Raw genomic sequence first — 21190 nt, 5'->3', positions numbered from 1 at the left:
TAATCGGCAAGGCAGTTTTTAGTGGTTCCACGGATGGTCGCTCCATTCGCGGCGCTTTTTCGTAATCGGTACTTTTTTGAATCCCCAGTTGCGGAAATCTTGGTCAGGACTTTCTTTACGAATGTAAATCTTGTCCTTGATGGCTTTGAAGATGCGGTTCTCATCCCCATAATGGACGAACCGTGGTTTTACTTCGATGACGCCGCGACGCACGCGCGAGAGCGGGAGGCAGACGAGGTCAGCGATTTCGAGACCCGACTGATACACCGTGTTCTGCTTCTCTGAAAAGATGAAGCCTTTGATTTTTTGACGGCTCTTCTCGACGTCGAGATGGACCGTCCCCGAATTGAAGATATCGAAGAACGCTTTTTGGATGAGCAAGTTCTGATAGTCATCCCGTGACTCCAAGACGACGCGGGCGCTGACGGCTTCCGTCTCTTCCAAGAACGCATAAAACGACTTCATCAAGTGAGCGAACGCGACGACGTACGGGTCTTTCGGTGTCGAGTAGAAGTCATGAAGTTTTTGTTTATCGACCTCGACGCTGACGATCGTGCAGTCGATATCGCGCAAGAAATCAGGCAACTTGTTCCAGAAATCACGGAGCATATCGATTGTGATGCCATCCTCTTTCCCGTAAGGGTGCTCAGCCTTTAAAATCTCTTTTAAATGGAGCGGGATATTTTCTGTCTTGAACACGTCGCGTTTGAAGGCATGTAACCGACGCTTCAATTCGCAAGGCATGCCAGCCTCGTCGGCATCAATCGCATATTTATATTCCATCAATACACCGGTCAGGTTGAATTGCGTGTTTCCCTTTGGCGTCCCCGTCTCGTCGACGAACATGACATACTTCTTTTGTGTTTCCATCTTACTCCTCCAACCATGGCTCTACTGCTTATAAAAGCGGGCCTGCTAATTGTTTATCAACCTTGGTTTACACTATTTATTGCACACTTTTTAGAAACTTCCGTCAATCTGCGTTTACTCCGCCCTGATTATGGCTAATAAGTAGAAGACTTATTTCAGAAAAATAAATAGCTTCTCCGTAACAAGGTCGTGTCAATTTGACTACACAATGCACTACATACTAGTTTAACATACGGGAGTTTGGTACGATATGGATTGCGGAAAATCCACACAGGAGTCGAGCGACAGAACTCGACAATCAGACTTCAGACGGAAGGAACGGCTGGGCGAACCTGTTAAACTAGATATTAGGGGTGACGACATTGTTCCACTATCCAAACGGAAAAAAGCCGAAACCTTCGGCTGGACCGGCCCGCTCGAATCCGCAGACGTATGCGAACCGAGGGATGAACCTCGAGACGCTGCTGAACGACACGAACGAGTTTTATCGGCTCCACAGTCGGGCGGTCATCCATAAGAAACCGACGCCGCTGCAAATCGTGAAAGTCGATTATCCGAAACGGAGTGCGGCAAAAGTGACCGAGGCGTATTTCAAGCAAGCATCGACGACCGATTATAATGGGGTGTATCGCGGCAAGTATATCGATTTCGAAGCGAAAGAGACGAACAATAAAACGTCGTTTCCGCTCGGAAACTTCCACGACCACCAAATCCACCACATGCGTGAGTGTGAGCGGCATGGAGGGATTTGTTTTGTCATCATTCGGTTTAGCCGCTATAATACGCAATATGTGTTATCAACGGAGCAATTATTAGTTTGGTGGGAACAGCGCGAATCGGGACGCAAGTCGATTCCGCTCTCCTATATCGAGCAAGAAGCAATTGAAGTTCCAACCCGAGCGATGCCGGCCATCGATTATTTGACGGCGATTGAAGCATGGCTCGATTGAAATAGAAGGAGTGAAGCATGAATGGAACGAAGTCGGATGGCACGTCGGCAAGACACGACGACCAATAAACGTAAACCAGCGGCTAAAAAGCCGAAACTAAAAGCGAAGAAGTCGAAGTTTCGACGCATCATAACGATTTTAGGGATTTTATTCATCATCGGCGTCATCGCCGGCGGCGCATACACCGCGTATGCGATTGCGACAGCACCACCGCTCGATGAAGAGAAATTGGTCGATACGTACCCGATTCAGCTGTTATCGGCTGAAGGTGAGCCGCTTGAAGGCAGCGGTCAAATTCGTGAGTACGTCTCGATTGACGATATCTCGGAAGTGATGCAACAAGCGGTCATCTCGATTGAGGACCGTCGTTTCTATGAGCATAACGGGGTCGACTTGCGTCGCATCGGTGGCGCCGTGCTCGCGAACGTGACCGACGGCTTCGGGGCCGAAGGTGGTTCGACGATCACGCAACAGCTCGTCAAACAATCGTTCTTGTCGACCGACAAGAAATTGAAGCGCAAGCTGCAAGAGCAGTGGCTCGCCATCAAGCTTGAACGCGAGTACACGAAAGAACAGATTTTAGAGATGTACTTGAATAAGAACTACTACGGTTCAGGTGGATATGGGGTCCAAACGGCTTCGAAACGATACTTCAATAAACCGGTATCGGAAGTGAACTATCAAGAGGCGGCCATTTTGGCCGGTCTCCCGCAACGTCCGAGTGCCTACGACCCGATTAACGGGGACCAGGAGCTCACGCGTTACCGTCAAGAGCAAGTGCTCTCGGCGATGAAGCGTGACGGTCACATCACGGAAGAACAATACAACCAGGCGCTTGACGTCGAGATCGCCGACGTCATCTCGCCTGGTGAAGAAACAGAAGAAGAGACGTATACTCGTTCGATTTACGCCCGCGTCCAAGCCGAGCTCGAAGAAGACTACGGTCTCGAGCAGGCAGATATTTACGGGACTGGCTTGAAAGTGTACACGTCAATCAATAAAGACTTGCACACGAAGTTCAATAGCGACATTAAGAACGATAACGTAAACCTTCCGAATGGTGCGTTCCCAGAAGATCTCCGCATGGGGGCGACGGTGTTGAACACGAAGACGGGTGAAATCGTCGCCGTCATCGACAGTGAACAAGCGAAACAAGGCGATAAAACCTACCGCGATTATTCACGGGAGAAACGCCAAATCGGTTCGACGGCGAAGCCGTTCTTCGATTACGGTCCAGGGATCGAGAACGCACAATGGTCGACCGGGAAAGTGTTAATCGATAAAGCGTTTGACGACAGCGATAACTATAAACCTATAAACTATTACACAGGATTCCGCGGTGCCAATACGATGCGCTACTACTTGACGATTTCCGGTAACACACCGGCCGTCCGTGCCTTCTATGAAGTGCGGGACGAGTTCGGTCAAGAAGCGATTCAATCGTTCGTCGAGAACGTCGGCATCGAGCCATCGATGTCAGGCGACGAGATGAACGCCTCGAACGCACTCGGAACGGCGGAAGCAAGTACGACGCAAATGGCAGCCGCTTACGCTGCGCTCGGCACGAACGGGATGTACACGAAGCCGCACTTGATTCAAAAAATCGAGTTCAACGACGGCTCGACGATCAATTCGCCGATCAAGGCGAAGCAGGCGATGGAAGACTATACGGCGTATATGTTGACGGACATGCTCCGTGACGTCGTCAGCGGTTCGAACGGGACGTATGAGCCTGGCGCGTTCCCATGGGACGTCGCCGGTAAGACCGGAACGACGAACGATGATAAAGGCGACGAGAAGGATAAATGGTTCACCGGCTATACGACTGATTACTCGATTTCGGTATGGACGGGCCGTGCAAATGACGTACCAGTATCGTTGTTTAAACCGAACTACGCCCAGTACTACTTCGAGTATATGATGCAGCAAGTGACGAACGCGACGGGTCAACCGGACCGCTTCCAGCAACCGGAGTCGGTGCTCTCGCTCGGCAACGAGCTGTACGTCAAAGGAACGAAACCGAAAGACTTACAGCCGGATAAATTGGCCGCTCCGACCGGCGCATCGATTGACTATGATGTGCCTGCTGGAACGGGTACACTCTCGTGGTCGTATGACACTCAAGGGGTGCAGGCTGCAGGTTACCAAGGACTTTCGTTCACGGTGACCGAAAAACGTCCGGACGGAAGCGAGCGTGTCGTCGGGACAACCGAGGACACGAGCATCGCCATCGCTGATCTCGCTTCAGGGCAGACGACGTTCACGATTGTCGCCAACGCGACGAACGCGCTCGTCGGCGATCAACAATCGAGCCCGCTTCAGACTACGTATACCGTCGAACGAAGCGAGGAGCCTCCGGCCGAAGAGGAAGAAGAGCCAGCCACGGAAGAGACGTCGCCTGAAGAAGAAGGCGATCAAACCGATGGTCAAAATAATGAGAACAACGATAATAATGGCAATAACGGTAATAACAATAATGGTAACAATGAGAATAACGGGAACGACACGAACACCGAAGACGAGAACACGGAACCACCGACCGAAGAAGAACCGCCAGCAGATGAGACTGATGGCGAAACGGATTCGAACGGAGACGTCAGCCGTCAATCGACAGACTCGAATGGCCGAGGTAACGGCAACGGGAATGGCAACGGTGGTCGTGACTAAAACAGATTCACAGGAAACAGGGCGACATCAGCGCCCTGTTTTTCTGTTTCGTTTGCTATAATGAAAAGAAAGCGAATAGGATGGTGACACATGGTACAACTCTCACTGAAACGCAAGATGAAAGTGTTGTTTGTGATCGACCGACTGCAAGACGATGATTTAGGTATTCCGTTACACGGTATCAACGGCTTGAAAATGAGCCGATTGCTCGTCGAGGAGTCGATTCCGTTCGGACGTTTGATTGATGATCAAGCGATAGCCGAGGCCAGTGGCCATCCTTATTTGAAACGAATCGGCGTCGAGACGATGTTCCTCGGCGACGAACCATTCTATCCAGAACTTCTGCGAGGCAAGCGTCAAGCGCTCGCAACGCATGAAGACTACCATAAAGCGGTGCAGCGTTACACGAAACATTTGCAAGCCGTCCATTCGAAATGCACAAAGCTACATACCATCGTCTTGTTCGGACGGTCGACGCAACGGTTGTATGACGATGCGATCATTCGTCTCGAAGAAGAGAATGGACATGTCGCCGACGCCTTCAAAGAAATGGCTGTGCTGCGCTTACCTGCTGTCCATCGGCTCGTACGCGATGAACGAATCGGCGAAGTGAAAGCTATCGTGGAGCGACTCGCACCTTCGAAATCGTAAAGAAGGTGAACCTCATGCGGAAAAAACGTTCCGTGGAAGAAATGATCCATACGCTCAAGACCGACCCGGGCTTTTCTCAAAACGTGACACATTGGCATACGGTCGAGGCGAAACCGGCCCGCTACGCACCGATTCCGTCGAGTCTGCCGCCAGATCTCGTCCGGGTGCTGCATGGCCGGGGAATTGAACAACTGTACACTCATCAAGCCGAAGCAATCGAGCAGACGTCGCGTGGGAACTCGACGGTCATCGTCACACCGACCGCATCCGGGAAGACGCTCTGTTACAACCTGCCCGTCCTGTCGAAAATGATTGAACAACCGAACGCCCGGGCGCTCTATTTGTATCCGACGAAGGCGCTCGCGCAAGACCAAAACAGCGATTTGATGGAGATGGTCGAAGCGCTCGAGGGCGACTTGCGTTGCTTCACCTATGATGGCGACACGGCACCGGCAGCCCGAACGAAAGTACGGGACGCCGGCAATATCGTCATCACGAATCCAGATATGCTACATTCCGGCATCTTGCCGCACCATACGAAATGGATTCGCTTGTTCGAGAATTTAGAGTATATCGTTGTCGATGAGCTTCATACGTATCGCGGCGTGTTCGGCAGCCATGTCGCCAACGTCTTCCGCCGCCTGAAACGGATTTGCGCCTATTACGGGAGTCATCCGAAATGGATTATGACGTCGGCGACGATTGCCAACCCGGTCAAGCTGGCTGAACTGTTGACGGAAGAAGACGTCGTCCTCGTCGACAATAACGGGGCGCCACAAGGCAAGAAGCATTTGATTTTCTATAACCCGCCCGTCGTCAATGAAGCGCTCGGTATTCGCCGGAGTGCCACGCTCGAGACGAAGCGTATCGCTTCCAAACTGGTCGAGGCGGACATCCAGACGATCGTCTTCGCCCGCTCACGCGTCAGGGTCGAAGTGTTGTTGACGTATTTACAAGAATTGACGCGGCGCGAGCTTGGTCCTAAATCGATTGTCGGATACCGGGGTGGTTATTTGCCATCGGAGCGTCGCGAAATCGAACGCCGGCTCCGTAACGGGGAGATTAAGGCCGTCGTCTCGACGAATGCGCTTGAACTCGGCGTCGATATCGGCCAATTGCAAGCGTGTGTGTTGAACGGTTATCCGGGCACGGTCGCCTCGATGTGGCAACAAGCCGGCCGGGCCGGACGCCGTCATTCCGAGGCGCTCGTCATCTTCGTCGCCTCATCGTCATCGCTCGACCAACTCGTCGTCGAACAACCCGATTTGATTTTAGACCGGTCTCCGGAAGCGGCTCGTCTCGACCCGAACAATTTAATCATCCTCGTCGACCATATGAAATGTGCCGCCTTCGAACTGCCTTTCCAGAAAGGGGAGCGGTTCGGCACAGTCGAGACGGAAGAGATTCTCGATTTCTTGACGGACGCCCACATTTTGCACGAACGGGCCGATAAATATTATTGGATGACCGATGCGTTCCCCGCCCATGACATCTCGCTTCGGACGAGTGACCAAGAGAACGTCGTCATCGTCGATCAAACCGCGAAGAACCAAGTCATCGGTGAGATGGATACGTTCAGCGCGATGACATTGCTCCACGACGAAGCCATCTATTTACATGGCGCCGAGCAGTATCAAGTCGAACGTCTCGACTTCGAAGAGAAGAAAGCGTACGTCCGACGCGTCGACGTCGACTACTATACGGACGCCAATTTGGCAGTCGAACTGAAAGTGTTGGAAGAGAACAAGACGACCGGCGTGAAGACGTTTGGGGAAGTGTCGGTCATCGCGATGGCGACCCTGTTCAAGAAAATCAAGTTCGGGACGCATGAGAATATCGGTTCCGGACCGATTCACTTGCCGGAGCGGGAACTTCATACGACCGCGACATGGTTTACGCTCGACGAACGGTTCGCCTATTCAGAGGCCGACATGGAAGACCAGCTCGAGGCGGTCAGCGATCTGTTGCGACGCCTGGCCCCGCTCTATTTGATGTGTGACACGCTTGATCTGTTCACGACGATTCAAATGAAAGCGACCCATACGAATAAACCGACCGTTTATTTATATGACCGTTATCCGGGCGGCATCGGGCTGAGCGAAGCGCTTTATCGCGACGCCGATGAGGTCTTGGATGCGGCCATTCGAACGGTCGACGATTGTCCGTGCGAGAGCGGTTGTCCGCGCTGTGTCGGAATGATTGGCTACGGTGACTTTAAACAGCAGGTCGTCAGACAGTTGCAAGCATTGAAAGGAACGATATGAAAGCAAAACTATCACGACTCATTAAAACGAATGAACCGAAACAGGTGACCGTGACGCCGGACGACGTCGAGCAAGCGAAATGGCGGGCCCGAGGCGGAGAGATTTTGACGTTCGAACAAGAGTGGTGCGTCCGCTTGAAACAGATTTATCCACTCGATGAGACGTATCATGATTATACGTTCGGAGAGGCGAAAGCCTCGCTCGCGACATCGACCCATCCGTTCTTTCAAGTCGATGTGCCATCCGAACAGGTATTGTTCATGGACACCGAGACGACCGGGCTTCGCGGCTCCGGCACCTCAATCTTTTTAATCGGCTTCGCGCGCTTCCAAGACGATCATCTGGAGATGATTCAGTACGTGTTGCCGCACCCGGCATTCGAGACCGCGTTCTACTATCACTTCTTGAATGACATCGGCGACGAGGTTCGTTTCGTGACGTATAACGGCAAGTCGTTCGACTGGCCCCAAATCAAAACAAGGCATACGTTCGTCCGTTCGAAAGTGAAGGCGCTCCCGGCCGTCGGCCACGTCGATTTGTTGCATGCCTCACGTCGTCTGTTGAAACCGACGCTTGAATCGGTCTCGCTCAAAGCGGTCGAGGCCCATTTCGGTCATGCCCGGACGGACGACATGCCCGGCTTTTTGGCGCCGATGCACTATTTTCAATACGTGAAAGAACGGGAACCGGATATCATCCAGCCCGTCATCGAACACCACCATGCCGACTGTTTGAGTCTCGTCTCGCTCTATAAACGGCTCTGTCATCTCGTCGAAGCTGATGAGACGCCGTTCGGGGAAGAGCGGGCCCACTGGTTGAACGATCTCGGTAATGCCGAGGCGGCGCTTCAAGAATATGAGCGGCTTGAACAGCCGACGAAACGTGCCTTGATGCGTCAAGCCCTGCTGTTGAAACGGACCGGCCAGATGGAGCAGGCGTTGCCGCTGTTCGAACAGGTCGGTACGGTCGAGGCATTCGTCGAGCTCGCGAAATATGCCGAACATCATCAAAAAGACATCAACCGAGCCATCACGTTCACCGAGCAGGCGCTGACGCTCTCGGAACGTAAAGAGACGGTACTTCGACAGACCGCCTTGACCGAGATGCGGGCACTCCGTCATCGGATGAATCGGTTAGAAAGGAAGCGGTCATGAAAGTTGTCGCCATCACAGGATATCGTCCACATGAGCTCGGCATCTTCAAAGCCGACCATCCTGGCATCGATATCATCAAAGAAGCTTACGAGCGAAAAATAATGGAAGCAATCGAGCGTGGGGCCGAATGGTTCATCTTTAGTGGCACGAACGGTTGTGAATTGTGGGCTGGAGAAGTATTGTTAGAGTTAAGAGAATCTTATCCAATCAAAATTGCCGTGTTTCCACCTTTTTTACAGATGGAAGAGAAGTACAAGCCGTTTGAACAAGAACTGTTCATCCGCTTGCAGCTCGAGGCTGACTTTTTTGAACCGCTGACCCAACGTCCGTACGAGGACCCGAGCCAATTGCGCGCAAAAACTGCCTTCTTTTTGGACAAAGCAGCAGGATTAATCACGCTGTATGACGAAGAGACGGGGGGAAGCCCTCGTTTTCTCGTCGAAGGGGCTAAACGAAAACACCAGATGGAGTTATTCTTGATTACGCCGGAAGAGTTACGTGTAATCGAAGAAGAAAAACAATGGGAACAACATTGGGAGTGAAAATCATGCAGACCGAACTAACAGCTGAAGCCATTTATAAACAAGAATTCAAGACCGCCCTCCGTGGCTACTCACAAGAAGAAGTCGACCAGTTTTTGGACGTCGTCATCCGCGATTACGAGAAGATGACGAAAGAAATCGAACGGTTGCGCCAAGAGAACGAGTCGCTTCGTCGCGGTTCGAACGAACAAGCAGCAGAACCGGTCAAACCGGCCCAGCCTGTCGCGTCGAACTATGACATGTTGCGACGCATCTCGAATTTAGAAAAGGCCGTCTTCGGAAAACAGGTCGGTCCAAGCGAATAAAGGGAGGAGGTGGAGTAGATGTTACAAGTATTGACGGCCGTCAAGAAAGAACCTGAGAAACGACAGACGAAAGGCTTGTTCCGCACGAAAGAAGAAGTCATCGCACCACCGAAATCGTACACGGACGAGATCGTTGAGATCATTCGTCATACGTGTCGCTTTGATTGGATGATGATTGAACACGTCCAGCTCGGCGATGACGTTCTCGATTATGTGTTGGTCGGACCGAAAGGCGTCTTTTTAGTCCGCATCAACCGGACGACGTCGGCCGTCCATATGACGAACCGGGATTGTCGTCTCGAGACACCGCTCGGTTGGAAAAACATCTATCCGCATCCGATGGAAGAGCTTGAGCGGATGACGAAGCATGCCCGGAGCGTCTTGAAGAGGCAATGCGGACAAGCTGTCCCCGTCACGTCATTTTTAATATTCCCGGAGACACCACGTCTCAAAGTGGAACGCATCAAAGCGAACTGTGCCGAGACATTCGATGTGATTGACGACGTCATCACGAAGACGAAGCTCGAGCTGTTGTCTGAGGCGACGATTAAACACATCGCCTACTATTGCTCGGAGCGGCAAGTACATAAATGAAAATGGCGCTGAAGAGTCAGCGCCGTTTTCATTGTAGGAGGTTTTCTGAATGTTATCTTGGCTGGGGATGACGAAGGGAGAGAAGAAGGGACGTCAATTTTTTGGGAGCACGCAGAAGAGAACGGTGACCCTTGTTCTGCTTACGTCCCTGATGGTGCTGTTCGGTGTGAAATCTCTATTGACTTCCTTAATCCCAGTAGCATATCTGGCTGACTCCATTATTGCTGTTCTGCCAGGTACGTTGGGAATCCTGGTTGCTTTGGTCTACGTATTAATTTTAGAACGATTACTGGAGGACAAAGCCGACAACAAAAAGTTATAGGAAGCGAGAAAGTGGTAAAAATACAAACTCCTTGTGCCCGGTCGGACAAATACAAAGGCTGCAGACGATGTTTATGTCTACAGCCTGACAAAACGGCGCTGTAGTTTCAGCGTCGTTTTCATTTCAATAATTGTCGAGCCTTCTGTTCGTCTTTGCGATGGACGAACAAGGCGACCCGGTCGTCCAAGTTTTTGGCGAGCGGGCGGAACAGGCGGCCGGTCGGCAAACCGTGCTCGACGCGACACGTGATGCCTTGTTCTGTTAAGTACGTATAGTCGTCCAGCAGCGCCTCGCCTTGTTTGCCAAACGCCTCACCGAAGCGGACCCACTGCAAGTTGCGGACGGCGCGGATTGAGACGAGCACAACGAATGTGATGCCTAAGACGATAATTAAAATAGTTTCCAAATTCAAAGCGTTCAACCCCTTCTTTACATAATTTTAAGGGCGCAACCGCTTGAAAGCAACAACGATGGACCGGTATACTCAAAAGAAAGTGGGGGATGACTATGAAAACAACGATTCAATCGCGTCGCGAAGCCGTGACGCTGCTAGAAGACAAGCACGTGCTCTACATCCGCATCCATAATGGACAGACCGGGATGATCAAACAAACCGATGATGGCATCATCGTTGCAATCCCGAATGAAGAGACGGACAAAGTTGATTTTCGCAAGTTGGAAGATATCGAAGCGTTCGAGGCGTTTTATGACTTGACGCTGTCGAAACCAGGGACGCTTTATTACAATCAAGCGTAAACAAAAGCTCCACTCAAATCCGAGTGGAGCTTTTGTCATAGGGACGGCAACCATGCTGCCATTGTCGCTTGTAGCGCTTCCGGGCGAAGATGCCGCTGCTTGTGGAGCAGATAACCGTCCGGACGGATGACGAGGACGCCGCGTTTCATGAACAGCGATTTCGCGAGCTCGTTGCCTTGATCGAAGAAGGGACGGCTCGTCTTCGACAGCGTGATGATTTGGAAGAACGATTGATGATCGTTCAAATAGTCATACAACGCGCTCGCATCCCGTTTATCGTCGTCGAGCACGAGCACTTGGAAGCGACCGTCGGCGACTTCTGAAATCTTCGTGCGGAGTCCGTCGTCCGTCCGGATAATCTCGATCTCCGGGAAGATCTTGCCTTCGGTGACGCGTAAAAACGGGACGCGGGAATGTCCAGGATACGACAAGTGTAGCTGGGCAATCCGTTCCGTGATTTTTTGGTTGATGAGATTGACGCGCGTGAAGACGTCGGCGCCGAGTGCTTGGAACGGCAGGAGGACTGGGAGCGTTGTCTGTAACACTTCGGTCGCCACGTTCGTCGTCTGCAGGACGTTACGGGCCACATGCTCGCGCTCATCGCGATACGAATCGACGACGCGGAACGGGGCACCCGCCTTCAAATGAAGCCACAGCTTCCAGCCGAGGTTGAACGAATCGGCGATGCCGGTATTCATCCCTTGTCCGCCGACAGGTGAATTGATATGGGCGGCGTCACCCATGAGAATGACGCGATTGTGAATGAATGAGTCAACCATGCGGTTATGGACCCGGAACAATGAGAACCATTCGACCTCGTCGATTTCGACATCCATATGGCTGCGCTGTTCGATTAACTCACGCAATTCCGCCTCGCTGAACGACTCATCGCTCGCGAGATTGCCGGTGATGCGAATCGTGTCGTCCGTGAGCGGGAAGACTTCCAATACACCGCGGTCCGAAAAGAAAATATGCACCTCTTCACGCGAGATGTTCCATTTGGCTTTCATGTCGGCGAGCACCCACGATTCCTTGAACGATTTTCCGCTGAACGGCAGAGCGAGCATGCGTCGAATCGAACTGTTCGCTCCGTCGGCCGCCACGACATATTTGGCCTCGATTGTCCGGTTTGAGTCTGACTCCAAATGTGCGAGCACACGAGACGGGTAATGAGTCAGTGACACGAGCGCTTCGCCACGCTGTACGTAATGCCCGTGCTCGTTTAACGCCGCCTCGAGAATTGCTTCGGTCTCGTTTTGACGGAGCAACGTCACGAACGGATAGGGCGTGACGAGACGGGAGAATTCGAGCTTGGCCGTCCATTGTCCTGAAAAATATAGATTTCCTTTCTCGATGGTCCGCGCCCGGTCGAGCACTTCTTTGGCGACATCGAGACGAGAGAAGACTTCAATCGTCCGAGGTTGAATCCCGATGGCGCGGGAGTTGTTCGACGGTGTCGTCTTGCGATCGATGATTTCAAATGAGATTCCATATCTGGCTAACGTCAGCGCGAGCGTGAGTCCGGTCGGGCCCGCCCCGACAATCAATACATCAACTTGTTTGTCCACCACATCTACCATCTCCTATCATTAATAATGATATTTCCGACATTTGATGCGTTTAAACGAGGGGACAACGGTGGAACTGTAGAAACATAGAGAATGAGGTGGAGAACATGAAACAATCGTGGATCACGGAACAACAATTGCGTGACAGTTTTTCGATGGAAGAGAATTATGAACAGACGGCTGCTGTGTTGATTCCTTTGGTCGAGGTCGATGGAGCGTGGCATGTCATCTTTGAAGTGCGCGCCCATACGATGCGGCGCCAGCCTGGAGAAATCTCATTCCCGGGCGGCCGTCTCGATCCTGGCGAGACCCCGGTCGAGGCGGCTATTCGTGAGACGAGTGAGGAGCTATTGCTCGCGATGGAAGAGATTGAAGTGATCGGTCGCCTGCAACCTCTCGCGACGCCACATCGGCAACTGATCTATCCGTTCGTGGGGGTGATTCCGACAATCCCTGACGTCCGTCACACCGATGAAGTCGACCATCTGTTCTCAATCCCGGTCGAGACGTTGCTGTTGCTCGACCCGTTCCACGGCGAAATGGAATGGACGATGAATCCTGATCAAAATATTCCGTTTGACCGGATGGCGAATGCTAAAGCGTACGAAAAACGGGTAATTAAAATGAGAGAACCTTTTTATGAACATGAAGACTACATTATTTGGGGATTGACTGGGAAAATTTTGACACAATTTATTAAACGGCTTAAAGAAAACGTATTCAAACCGATATAATTTCGTTATAATGATAGAAACAAATTTAAGATTGGAAGTGAATGGTTGTGTCTGTAGAATTCGTTGTGGGTGATATCGTCAAGTCAACTCGTGAAGGTTGGGTCGCAGAAGTGACTGCCGTATTGACCAATACGGTCATCGGGGACGTTTCCATCATGGAAGAATTTCAACAGCTTGGTCTCGAATTCGAGAAGCAAGTTTTACTGAAAAAAGATTTGGAATTGATCGAACGCGCCAGCTGACCTTTTAATCGAAAGGGATGATTCAGGTGTCCATTGACAAAAAAGTTCGTGAATGGGAAGAGGCCGGTTTACTGGATGAAGTGACCGGTCAGCGCTTGGTCGAGTATGAACATAAGAAGTTGGCGGTCGGTGACAAACGTGAGCACAAACCGCCTATTCTTGTGATTATCGGATCGATTTTGCTCGCACTTAGTCTATTCAGTTTTGTCGCGGCCAATTGGCAAGCGATTCCTGATCTTGTGAAAGTCGCCATTTTACTCGTGTTTATGGTCGGGATGTATGTGACCGCCGAACGCCTGCAAGTGAAAGCGACACGCTATGTCACGCTATTCCGACTGTTAGGCGTCGCCTTTTTCGTCGCCACGATGATCGTCATTTTCTCGACGTATAATCTTTCCTCGCAAATTCCGTTCTTATTCTGGTTATTCCTTGCCGTCGCCGTCATGCACAAATTGATTTTCAAACATCCGATTTTCACGTTCTTGGCCGCACTCGCTGCTTTTTTGGCAATCACGAATAGTTTTCAAGGCATCGGCATCACGTTGATTGCGTTCGGATTGATCGTGACGTGGGTCTGGTTCCATTATGGGGACAACGAGCTCGATCGCATTTTCGCCTGGTTCGGCTTCTACGGCCTATTGATCACGATTGGTCAGTACGCCGACTATGAAGGCCGCTTTTGGCCGCTATGGGCACTCGCTGCGCTACACGTCTTGTTTCTCGTTTATCGGGAGCGGGCCCAATGGAACTATCTGTACCTTTTCGTCGCAGCCGTCCTATCAATCGGCTATTTGATTAATGCGACGGAAGGCTGGTTGTCTCAACGAACGCCGTCGGTCATCGAGGCGACAATCCTTTCGGTCGTCCTCGTCGCCGTCTATTTGTTGCACCGACGTCCAGATTTGATGTGGGTCAGCCTGCTCGCCGTCATCCCCTTCTCATTGTTCGAGGATTCGGGCATCTTGCTGGCCATCCTGCTTGAAGCGGTCGCCCTCGCTTATCTCGTCTATCAAGACCATAATCGCAAACCGATCGTGCTCGCCTTCATCTATTTCTTGCTCGTTCAAATGACGATCTACTTCATCTATGTTTGGGATAAACTCGATATTTCACTTTTCTTCCTCATCGGAGCATTGATCGTCTTCGCATTGTCGCTCGCCTTGTGGTGGCGCAGCCGTAGTCGTACTACGAGAGGGGATGCTCAGACATGAAACGATTGACGCCTTGGCTAGTACCGATTGTGCAAGTGTTGATAGCCGTCGGGTTTATACTGTTCGTCTATGCGGTGTCCTGGTTCGGTGAGACATATACGTTCAAAGCGACTTCCTACGAACCGTACGACCCGTTTTTCGGAGACTTCGTCTATTTGGAGTATGACTCGTTCGAAGGAAGACAAGATGTCGAGTCAGGGACAGTATACGTTTCATTCAAAACGGGGGACGATGGATATGCGACCATTGACCGGGTCAGTTCACGGCCGTTTTTCGGAGGCACTCGGGCCAACTATTACGACCGCCAAGTATATATTGATGATATGAGTTCGTATCGTGTCGCTGAGGAAGAGACATCAGCAATCGAAGGAGCGAAGACGTTCGAAGTGGACGTCGACGTGGCACCTTGGGGCATGGTAAGACCTCACGATTTGCGCTCGACCGAAGCTGAAACAGAATGACAATCAGATTACAGATTTGTTACACGATATGTTGTAACGAATCTGTAATTTTTTATTAAAACGCTTGGTAGAGCTATGTTTCACGTAAATGTTACAGATTGTAACCGACAGAGAGTCGATGTGTCAGAAATATTTCACTTCATCAAAATCCCTTCTCGGGGTCGGACGGACATGGTAAATTAACTCCTGTTCGTTAGATGACGAGAAAGGTGCTGACCTATTGATTATGCATTCCTTAAAATATATGATGACTGTCCTACTTATGGCGGTGGGAACGTTCGCGTTTGCCGCGACGGCGGATGCCGCCCAAATCGGGATTGGGACGGAACAAAAAATTGTCCAAAACCCACTTGAATTGGAACGAAAAGCGATCGAGCAAGAACGCCAACAAAAGATTGCACGAGAAAAACGACTAGCCGAACAGAAACGGATCGCGGAAGAAAAACGTGTGGCTGAAGCGAAACGGATTGCGGAAGAAAAACGTGCCGCCGAAGAGAAAGCCGAGCGAGAGCAGGCAGAGCGTGAAGCAAAAGCAGAACGTTTGGCCGAAGAAAAACGTGTCGCTACCGAGCAGGCACGACAAGAAGAAGCGAAACGTCAAGCCGCAACTTCGAAAAAGCAATCGACGGTGTCGACAACGACTGCAACTCCAGTCTCGACGACAGGACGCTCCATTCAAGCCGAGTCGACGGCGTACACGAACGATGCAGCCGATAACGGCTCATACGGGGGCCGCGTCTTGACGGCAACCGGTCATGATGTCACGGATTCGATTTTCTATAACGGCATGCGTATCATCGCCGTCGATCCAGCTGTCATTCCACTTGGAACGATTGTTCAAATCGAAGGTGTCGGTCAAGCGATCGCCTTGGATACGGGTGGACGCATCAAAGGAAATATCGTCGACTTGCTCGTCGATACGAAAGACGAGGCCATCAACTGGGGTCGTCGCCACATCACGATTACACTTCCATAACAGCAGGTTCTCCTTCAGGAGGACCTTTTTTTGTGCCTTGTTTCATGATTTTACTTATCGGCAGTGGTCATACGCACCAGATAGCACGTCCGATTGTTTAACAAACGTTGGAAACGGGCAAACTAATATTTGACTTTCATGAAAAAGTTACGAGCCGAGGAGGGGTAGAGTTGATAGAATTTCAAAATGTGTCCAAGCGCTACGAAGACGGGACGCTAGCCGTCAAAGACTTGGATTTGACAGTCCGTAAAGGAGAGATTTTTGTCTTAATCGGGCCATCGGGGTGCGGGAAGACGACGACGATGAAGATGGTGAATCGACTGATTGACCATACAGATGGAAAAATCCTCATCGACGGGAAAGAGATTTATCAATTCGATATATACGAGTTGCGACGCAACATCGGTTATGTGCTCCAACAAATTGCCTTATTCCCTCATTTAACGGTCGAGGAAAATATTTCTGTCGTTCCCGAATTATTGAAATGGCCGAAACAGAAGACGAAGGACCGCGTGACCGAACTCATGAACATTGCAGGGCTGGATCCGATCTTGCGAGTGAAAAAGCCAACGGAACTATCCGGTGGACAGCAACAACGCGTCGGCGTATTGCGGGCGCTTGCAGCCGACCCAGAAGTCATCTTGATGGATGAACCGTTCTCGGCGCTCGATCCGATTAGCCGAGGTCAGCTTCAAGATGATATTAAACGCTTGAACGATGAGCTCGGGAAGACGATTCTGTTCGTGACCCATGACATGCAAGAAGCGATGAAACTAGGGGATCGCATCGCCTTGATGCGTGATGGCGAATTGGTCGTCATCGGTACTCCAGATGAAATCAGAGCGAGTACGGATCCGTTCGTCCTCGACTTTACCCAACGTGGAAGAGGTGAGGTAGATGCTTGAGACATTTCAAAACCGGCGTGGCGAACTCGTCGAGGCGCTGATTGAGCACTTGCAGCTCTCCGTCGTATCACTCTTGATAGCCGTCTTAATCGCCGTTCCGCTCGGGATTTGGTTGACGCGTCGCAAGAAAGTGGCCGAGACCGCAATAGGCGTTACCGCCATCATTCAAACGATTCCTTCTTTGGCGTTACTCGGTCTTATGATTCCGCTCGTCGGGATTGGTGCCTTACCGGCGACGATTGCCCTCGTGCTATATGCCTTGCTCCCGATTTTACGAAATACATTCACCGGGCTGAACGAGGTCGATAAATCTCTCATCGAAGCGGCCCGGGCTTGTGGGATGAAACCGAACCAAAGTTTGATGAAAGTCGAACTCCCGCTCGCGCTACCGGTCATCATGGCCGGGATTCGAACGGCGATGGTGCTGATTGTCGGAACGGCGACGCTCGCCGCCCTTGTCGGCGCTGGTGGGCTCGGGACGTTAATTCTTCTCGGGATCAACCGAAACGACAATTACTTAATTCTGCTCGGGGCAATCCCGGCCGCCATCCTTGCCTTGTTGTTTGATTTCTTGCTTCGCCAAATGGAAGGGGCGACGGCAACCCGGAACAAGACGAAATTGATTGCCGTCTCGACCGTGTTGGCACTCATCGTCGCGGCCCCGCTCGCCTTCGGTCGGACGCAACAGACCGACCTTGTCATCGCGGGGAAACTCGGGCCAGAGCCTGAGATTTTAATGAACATGTATAAGCTGTTGATTGAAGATCAGACTGACTTGTCTGTATCCGTCCGTCCGAACTTCGGAGAGACGACGTTCGTCTGGGGCGCGTTACAATCTGGTGATGTCGACATCTATCCAGAATTCACAGGAACGGTGCTCGCGAGTCTCGTGAAAGAGACACCGAACTCGAACGATGCACGTGAAGTGTATGAACAGGCTCGGGACGCGCTCGCCGATGACGGCTATGCGTTGCTTGAACCGATGCAGTTCAACAACACGTACGCCATCGCGATCCCACGCGACTATGCCGAGCAAGAAGACATCACGACCATCTCGGATTTACGAAACGTTCAATCGGATATTAAAGCCGGATTCACGCTCGAGTTCACGGACCGTGAAGACGGATACCCGGGACTGCAACAAGCGTATGGACTCGATTTCCCGTCGGTCGTCTCGATTGAACAAAAGTTGCGCTATCGTGCTATCGCACGTGGAGACGTCAACCTCGTCGATGCGTATGCGACCGACCCGGATATCGCCGAGAACGAATTGCTTGTCCTCGAGGACGATCAACAGTTCTTCCCACCTTACCAAGGAGCTCCGTTGGTGAAACAAGAGACGCTCGATGAACATCCGGAAATCGAGGATGCCCTCAACCAATTGGGTGGTAAAATTACTGACGAAGAGATGTCTGAATTGAACCGTCGCGTCGCGTACGGGAATGAACGGGCGTATGACGTCGCGAAAGATTTCTTGGAGCAGGCGGGCTTATTATGAGAGCATTGATTATCTCCAATCCCACGTCTGGCGGGAACGAGACGATGCTCGGTGAGGTAGTCGGGACGATTGAATCGTTATACGATGAGATTTTGATTCGGAAGACGCTCGCGCAAGGAGACGCCGGTCGTTTCGCCGAAGAGAGCGGGGCTTACGAGCACTTGATTGTCGTCGGCGGGGACGGGACGCTTCACGAGGTCGTCAATGGCTTGATGAAGCTTCCGCGGGATGAACGGCCGACAATCGGTCTGATTCCGGCTGGCACGTGTAATGATTTCGCCCGTGCCCTCGCTCTACCGGTCGAACCGATCGAGGCGGCCCGTTTGTTCAAGATGAGTTACGCGCAAAAGGTCGATGTGATGCGAGTCAACGAACGGTACGGGCTCAACTTCATCGGGGTCGGCCTGATCGCGGACGCGTCGAGACAAATCGATCCGCTCCAAAAAGAATCACTCGGGTCAATCGGTTACTTTTTAGCGACAATCCGGCAGTTTCGTGAACTCGATCCGTTCGACGTTCGCATCGAACACGGAGGGGAAGTCGTCCACGATGGACCAGTCAGCTTCTTATATGTAGGGAACGGGGCTTATCTCGGGACAGTACCGACAAAGCTCCCGACCCAATCGTTCACGGACGGACTCGTCGAGGTCGTCCATAGTTCCGCCATCGGCTTCCCGATGATTCGTCAATTGTTGACCCAACAGCTCGGGCTCGAACAGTCGTCACCGGAATGGGTGCATCTACAGATGTCTCAACTGACCGTCCATTTGAGTGAATCTCAAATCATCGACGTCGATGGGGAGCACTTCGAGGCTGAACGGTTGGATATCGATGTCTTGCCGGGCGAGTTGTCATTTCTTGTCCCGTCACACTAAAAATCTATAAAAATTGCTGACAGAGAAAAGAATTCAGACTTTTCTCTGTTTTTAGTTGTTCTCATTTCTGAACCGTGTTAGTATTTCACTATTATTATGAAAAAAGATATGAAAACAGGAAGTAGGGATGGTAATGGCGCAAAATTCGTTCGCCTCAAAAATTGGATTCATCTTAGCGGCCGCAGGGTCTGCGATTGGTCTCGGTGCAATCTGGAAATTTCCGTATGTCACCGGCACAAGTGGAGGCGGCGCCTTTTTGCTCATGTTTTTAGCGTTCACGCTCTTACTCGGGTTACCACTATTGATTGGTGAATTCATCGTCGGACGCTCGACACAAAAGACGGCACTGCTCGCTTTCAAAAAATTAGGCCACGGGCGTTGGACACTCGTCGGCTACCTCGGCGTCATCGCATGTTTCTTATTGCTCTCATTCTACAGTGTCATCGGCGGTTGGGTTTTAATCTATGTCGGGCTCGGATTGAGCGGGACATTGAACGGACGTTCTCCCGACGAGTTCGGTGTCGTTTTCGGAGATGTCGTCTCATCTCCAGGCATCGCCGTGTTCGGTCAGTTCTTGTTCTTATTGATTACGCTTTTAATCGTCTTGAAAGGTGTCGAGGCTGGCATCGAGCGCATGAGTAAGATTTTAATGCCGCTCTTATTCGTCAGTTTCATCGTGCTCGTCATCCGTTCGTTGACGCTCGACGGTGCGATGGAAGGGGTTCGCTTCTTCTTGCAGCCTGACTTCTCGGCCTTGACCGGTGAATCGGTTTTGTTCGCCCTCGGTCAAGCGTTCTTCTCGCTATCGCTCGGTGTCGCGGCCATGTTGACGTACGCCTCGTACATTCAGACGAAAGGTACGCTTAATCGTTCAGCGAACATGATCGTTCTCTTGAATATCGCCGTCTCGCTATTGGCAGGCCTCGCGATTTTCCCGGCCGTATTCGCTTCGGGTCTTGACCCGGCAGAGGGACCGGCGCTTCTCTTCGTCGTCTTGCCGGCCGTCTTCAACCAAGTACCGCTCGGTGGATTCTTCATGGTGTTGTTCTTCTTATTGTTCACATTCGCCTCGATCACATCGTCGATTGCGATGCTCGAAGTCGTCGTAGCAGGTGTGACGGACAAGTTGAACGAGAAGAAACAAACGATATCGAAGCGTTACGTCACCCTGTTGTCAGCGGCAATCGTCTTCGCAGTCGGGATTCCATCGGCACTCTCGTTCGGTGTCATGAGCGAGATGCAGTTCTTAGACGGTCGCACGTTCTTCGATTCGATGGATTACATCGTCAGCTACGTATTAATGCCGGTCGGTGCGCTCTTGACGTCGATTTTCGTCGGATATATCGTCGATCAACGCATTTTGAAAGAAGAGATTCAAACGTCAGACATCGGTGTGAAGTTGTACCCGATCTGGCACTTCTTGATCCGGTACGTCATTCCGGTGACGGTCGCCGTAGTTATGGTGACGACGTGGGTCAGATTATAACGGAAGCAACCTCCTGATTCGTTGAATCAGGAGGTTTTTTGTATAGTTATCGGCAATACTTTTCGTTCTTGCGACCGAGAGAGCGCGCGGGAACGTTATGCTAAGCTTATAAAGATGACGAAACTTTTTTTGAAGGGTCACGTAAGGTACAATAGAAGT

General features: G+C 51.4%; 21 protein-coding genes and 1 pseudogene. 19 read left to right on the top strand and 3 right to left on the bottom strand.

Features of this window, described 5'->3' with window-relative positions:
• Window positions 1-18 precede the first annotated feature (18 nt).
• Entirely contained in the window at window positions 19-870 is an 852-nt protein-coding gene (locus tag KNP72_RS08205; RefSeq protein ID WP_021067230.1) for a DUF3800 domain-containing protein, read from the bottom strand.
• 353 nt (window positions 871-1223) lie between these two features.
• Here KNP72_RS08205 and recU point away from each other — a divergent pair, with 353 nt between their 5' ends.
• From recU to KNP72_RS08160, 9 genes are all read left to right on the top strand, one after another.
• Entirely contained in the window at window positions 1224-1820 is a 597-nt protein-coding gene (gene recU / locus KNP72_RS08200; protein ID WP_214752161.1) for a Holliday junction resolvase RecU, read from the top strand.
• A 21-nt stretch (window positions 1821-1841) separates the two neighbouring features.
• A complete protein-coding gene (locus KNP72_RS08195) occupies window positions 1842-4487 on the top strand; it encodes a transglycosylase domain-containing protein (RefSeq protein WP_214832820.1) in 2646 nt (881 codons plus the stop codon).
• 90 nt (window positions 4488-4577) lie between these two features.
• A complete protein-coding gene (locus KNP72_RS08190; protein WP_251128934.1) occupies window positions 4578-5138 on the top strand; it encodes a hypothetical protein in 561 nt (186 codons plus the stop codon).
• Between the two features lie 14 nt (window positions 5139-5152).
• Window positions 5153-7402, top strand: a complete 2250-nt coding sequence (locus KNP72_RS08185; protein WP_214832819.1) for a DEAD/DEAH box helicase — start codon at window positions 5153-5155, stop codon at window positions 7400-7402.
• Entirely contained in the window at window positions 7399-8556 is a 1158-nt protein-coding gene (locus KNP72_RS08180; RefSeq protein ID WP_214832817.1) for a ribonuclease H-like domain-containing protein, read from the top strand. The genes KNP72_RS08185 and KNP72_RS08180 overlap by 4 nt, the downstream gene beginning before the upstream one ends.
• Complete coding sequence (locus tag KNP72_RS08175; protein ID WP_214719747.1) at window positions 8553-9098, top strand: SLOG family protein; 546 nt, start codon at window positions 8553-8555, stop codon at window positions 9096-9098. The genes KNP72_RS08180 and KNP72_RS08175 overlap by 4 nt, the downstream gene beginning before the upstream one ends.
• Before the next feature lie 5 nt (window positions 9099-9103).
• The gene (gene gpsB / locus KNP72_RS08170) at window positions 9104-9403 is read left to right on the top strand and encodes a cell division regulator GpsB (protein WP_021067237.1); all 300 of its coding nucleotides are present in this window, start codon (window positions 9104-9106) and stop codon (window positions 9401-9403) included.
• 18 nt (window positions 9404-9421) lie between these two features.
• The gene (locus KNP72_RS08165) at window positions 9422-9997 is read left to right on the top strand and encodes an NERD domain-containing protein (protein ID WP_214719746.1); all 576 of its coding nucleotides are present in this window, start codon (window positions 9422-9424) and stop codon (window positions 9995-9997) included.
• Window positions 9998-10046: 49 nt separating this feature from the next.
• Window positions 10047-10319 carry a hypothetical protein gene (locus KNP72_RS08160; RefSeq protein ID WP_214719745.1) on the top strand — a complete coding sequence of 91 codons (273 nt, stop codon included), beginning with the start codon at window positions 10047-10049 and terminating at the stop codon, window positions 10317-10319.
• 118 nt (window positions 10320-10437) lie between these two features.
• On the opposite strand, the gene KNP72_RS08155 is transcribed toward KNP72_RS08160, so the two are convergent.
• A complete protein-coding gene (locus tag KNP72_RS08155) occupies window positions 10438-10731 on the bottom strand; it encodes a hypothetical protein (RefSeq protein ID WP_021067239.1) in 294 nt (97 codons plus the stop codon).
• A gap of 95 nt (window positions 10732-10826) precedes the next feature.
• Here KNP72_RS08155 and KNP72_RS08150 point away from each other — a divergent pair, with 95 nt between their 5' ends.
• Window positions 10827-11075, top strand: coding sequence for a hypothetical protein (locus tag KNP72_RS08150; RefSeq protein ID WP_021067240.1), 249 nt, complete (start codon window positions 10827-10829; stop codon window positions 11073-11075).
• Window positions 11076-11110: 35 nt separating this feature from the next.
• Here the strand turns inward: KNP72_RS08150 and KNP72_RS08145 are convergent, their stop codons facing one another.
• On the bottom strand, window positions 11111-12643 hold the full coding sequence (locus KNP72_RS08145) for an FAD-dependent monooxygenase (RefSeq protein ID WP_286038183.1): 1533 nt from the start codon (window positions 12641-12643) through the stop codon (window positions 11111-11113).
• A gap of 155 nt (window positions 12644-12798) precedes the next feature.
• Here KNP72_RS08145 and KNP72_RS08140 point away from each other — a divergent pair, with 155 nt between their 5' ends.
• From KNP72_RS08140 to KNP72_RS08100, 9 genes and pseudogenes are all read left to right on the top strand, one after another.
• Complete coding sequence (locus KNP72_RS08140) at window positions 12799-13377, top strand: NUDIX hydrolase (RefSeq protein ID WP_380081934.1); 579 nt, start codon at window positions 12799-12801, stop codon at window positions 13375-13377.
• 65 nt (window positions 13378-13442) lie between these two features.
• Entirely contained in the window at window positions 13443-13619 is a 177-nt protein-coding gene (locus KNP72_RS08135) for a DUF2187 family protein (RefSeq protein WP_232939448.1), read from the top strand.
• A 17-nt stretch (window positions 13620-13636) separates the two neighbouring features.
• Complete coding sequence (locus KNP72_RS08130; protein ID WP_214832815.1) at window positions 13637-14830, top strand: DUF2157 domain-containing protein; 1194 nt, start codon at window positions 13637-13639, stop codon at window positions 14828-14830.
• Window positions 14827-15291 (top strand): GDYXXLXY domain-containing protein, encoded by a 465-nt coding sequence (locus KNP72_RS08125; protein WP_214719742.1) that lies wholly within the window; start codon window positions 14827-14829, stop codon window positions 15289-15291. The genes KNP72_RS08130 and KNP72_RS08125 overlap by 4 nt, the downstream gene beginning before the upstream one ends.
• A 244-nt stretch (window positions 15292-15535) precedes the next feature.
• Window positions 15536-16267, top strand: coding sequence for a 3D domain-containing protein (locus tag KNP72_RS08120; protein ID WP_251128933.1), 732 nt, complete (start codon window positions 15536-15538; stop codon window positions 16265-16267).
• Window positions 16268-16437: 170 nt separating this feature from the next.
• A pseudogene (locus KNP72_RS08115) lies at window positions 16438-17154 on the top strand (ABC transporter ATP-binding protein); the annotation flags it as partial.
• A gap of 10 nt (window positions 17155-17164) precedes the next feature.
• Complete coding sequence (locus KNP72_RS08110; protein WP_214832808.1) at window positions 17165-18670, top strand: ABC transporter permease/substrate-binding protein; 1506 nt, start codon at window positions 17165-17167, stop codon at window positions 18668-18670.
• Window positions 18667-19545 carry a diacylglycerol/lipid kinase family protein gene (locus KNP72_RS08105; protein ID WP_214832806.1) on the top strand — a complete coding sequence of 293 codons (879 nt, stop codon included), beginning with the start codon at window positions 18667-18669 and terminating at the stop codon, window positions 19543-19545. Before KNP72_RS08110 ends, KNP72_RS08105 begins: the two co-directional genes overlap by 4 nt.
• Window positions 19546-19678: 133 nt before the next feature.
• On the top strand, window positions 19679-21031 hold the full coding sequence (locus KNP72_RS08100) for a sodium-dependent transporter (protein ID WP_214719738.1): 1353 nt from the start codon (window positions 19679-19681) through the stop codon (window positions 21029-21031).
• The last annotated feature ends 159 nt before the right edge of the window (window positions 21032-21190 follow it).

Origin of the sequence: Exiguobacterium sp. s152, assembly GCF_018618335.1 — a bacterium.
Lineage (GTDB): Bacteria > Bacillota > Bacilli > Exiguobacteriales > Exiguobacteriaceae > Exiguobacterium > Exiguobacterium chiriqhucha.
The sequence above is the reverse complement of the archived record's forward strand: the minus strand, read 5'-3'. Positions and strand labels throughout refer to the sequence as shown.